General features: G+C 36.6%; 2 protein-coding genes. Both read left to right on the top strand.

Annotation, left to right across the window (positions count from 1 at the left end; translation table 11 throughout):
- Window positions 1-186: 186 nt before the first annotated feature.
- Window positions 187-1,896, top strand: coding sequence for an SH3-like domain-containing protein (locus IV84_RS10295; RefSeq protein WP_056986615.1), 1,710 nt, complete (start codon window positions 187-189; stop codon window positions 1,894-1,896).
- Between the two features lie 147 nt (window positions 1,897-2,043).
- Window positions 2,044-2,364, top strand: coding sequence for a hypothetical protein (locus IV84_RS10300; protein ID WP_056986616.1), 321 nt, complete (start codon window positions 2,044-2,046; stop codon window positions 2,362-2,364).
- The last annotated feature ends 99 nt before the right edge of the window (window positions 2,365-2,463 follow it).

A 2,463-nucleotide genomic window follows, 5' to 3' on the forward strand; every position in this document is an offset into this window, starting at 1 on the left:
AAAGGTTTCTCTTGACTAATGGTAGAAAATTACACTGATTATCCTACCAACTTGGATCAGGTAAGTAAAGAAATAAACATAAGAGAAAAATATGTCATTTTAATTACTAATGTAATTTGTTGCTTCGTAAATTTTCTTTAATGATATAATTATAGTGTTATAAAATAGTTCAGGAGGAGAAAAGATATGATAATTAAATTTAAACAAGCAATTACACGGGCAATTTGTGTAACCGCTGCCACAATGGCACTGGCAACTCCGGCTTTTGCGAGTGCAACGCATAAGGTAACTGGAAACAAAGCAGTAACTCATAGTTCTAAAGTTGTGGTTAGAAACTATCGTTCAAAATCAAACAACAAGCGGATTTATACACTGAAATCTGCTGGACAGGGAAAGTACACATTAAAGTCAAAATATTACGTACATAGTTTCACAAAATTCACTTTATTGCGTACTGCCAAAGTTAGTGGAAAAACCTACTATGAAGTTAAAAGCCCCAGTGGATGCACAGGTTGGATTTGGTCTGGTTATTTAGGTGATCCAACAACTTATTATAGTAAATTGTCTGCTAACTCTTTTCAGGTAAAGAGCAATGCAACCAATAACTTTTACAATCATGTTCCTGGTGGCGATTATGGCGCAGGAAAGCTTGCTCACTACGGTAAAAACTATCGTGGAAAAATTATGACGGTGACTGGTGAAGCTAAGAAGGTTTATAAAACTCATTATTACCGTGTAACTTACAATGGCAAAAACTTTGGTTGGGTATATGGAGCGGCCTTACAAAAAGTGGCAGCTACCACTATGAAAAATATCAATGGTGTTCCAGTTTATACACAATCAGCGGTTGCTTTACAAAGCTTTGATAGTGGTAAATATTCTGTTGTGAAGAATTCCAATCACTTTGTAACAGCACCAAGCACATATGGAGTTGCGCCAAATTATTCTGCATTTGACTCAGAAGCAAATACTATTAAACATTCAGCAGGAACAGGGACGACAAACTTCACTACTGACATGTATTTACCAAGTACTTATAACGCATCTGGTGATTTAGGAAATGCCCAAAGCGTGGCGTTAGTGGGAAACTATGCGTATGTGATGTATACGAAACAACACACAACATCGGATCAAGGTTTCGTGATTCGTTATGATTTAGCCAAATTACGTACCTATGCTAAAAGCGCAAATGATCTATCTGTTTTGAGACGCGCAGCCTATAATAAATTAAATAATAAGAATCTCACAGATGATCAAACTGCAGCCTTGTCTTGTATGAAGATTGGCCCAACCTTCACTACCGGACATGGACAGGCGATGGCATATGATAAAAAAACAAATCAAATTTGGTTTATCGGCAAGAGTGGCACTAGTGATGAAATGAGTAACCTTCAAGAATTGAGCCAAACAACCCTTAAGCCAGATAAAGAGATTGATTTTAAAATGGGTCAATATCAAACGATGCCAATGAATTTGACATTTGATGATCAAGGAAATATGTATGCGTATGTTAAAAATGCTGCATCATGGGCACCGACAAATAGTGTGAAGGTTTATAAAGGAACAATTAATAGTAACAATACCGTGAGGTTTAATTTGGTTATGCAGGGACTTAAATATGCTCCTGGCACGCATTCACAGTCAATTGGGTTTAATGCGGCAAACCAGCGTTTGTACTTTGTAGCAGATGGTAGTATTGAATCAGTACCAGTTAACAAGTTAGGAAAACTTTCTCCAAATGATGTTAAAGAGGAAACTTTCCAAAGCTATGATGCCAATAATAAGAAAACTGCGACACGTGAATTTGAGGGATTAGCTTTTGATCAAACGGGCAACGGATACTTACTGTCGCTTCGTGGTGTGGAGTTAATGAAAGCTACCAGCTCTGATTTTTAATTATTTAAATAGTTAAAGTAGGGATACTTCAAATCCAATCCGAGGCGTAAAAACCTAAGATGTAATTTCTGAAGGTTTTCGTCTTGTTTTACCTCCTGTTTTTGGGCTATAATGCAGGTTAAGATATGCAGAAACGGGGTTGGCAAAATGATATCGGTATTTGATGTAATACGAATTAGCCGGATTGATCATGCAGTAGTGAATAGTCATCAGCTCGTCATTACTGATATAAATGGGAAACCCAATGGCTTGCTGACGGATTTGTTGCGTGATGTGATTGAAAAGATGAATATTTTTATGAACATTACGTTGAGTACGACGGTGGATGATGTGTTAGTCGCTTTAAGTAAGAACACACCGTTGCCTGAAGATGCACTTTCTGAGTACGAAAAAGTCCTTACAGAGAATGTGACGCACCTTAACATTGGAACTCGAAAAAAAGTTATTGAATTAGTTTTAGATCGTTAAAAAATTCCGTTTGTCATGTAAAGTGGCAAACGGAATTTTTTTGTTTATTAATATTTGCTCAAAATTATACGTTAGTGTAAGGTTTTCCTAGATGGTCAA

This window comes from Pediococcus damnosus (genome assembly GCF_001437255.1).
GTDB lineage: Bacteria > Bacillota > Bacilli > Lactobacillales > Lactobacillaceae > Pediococcus > Pediococcus damnosus.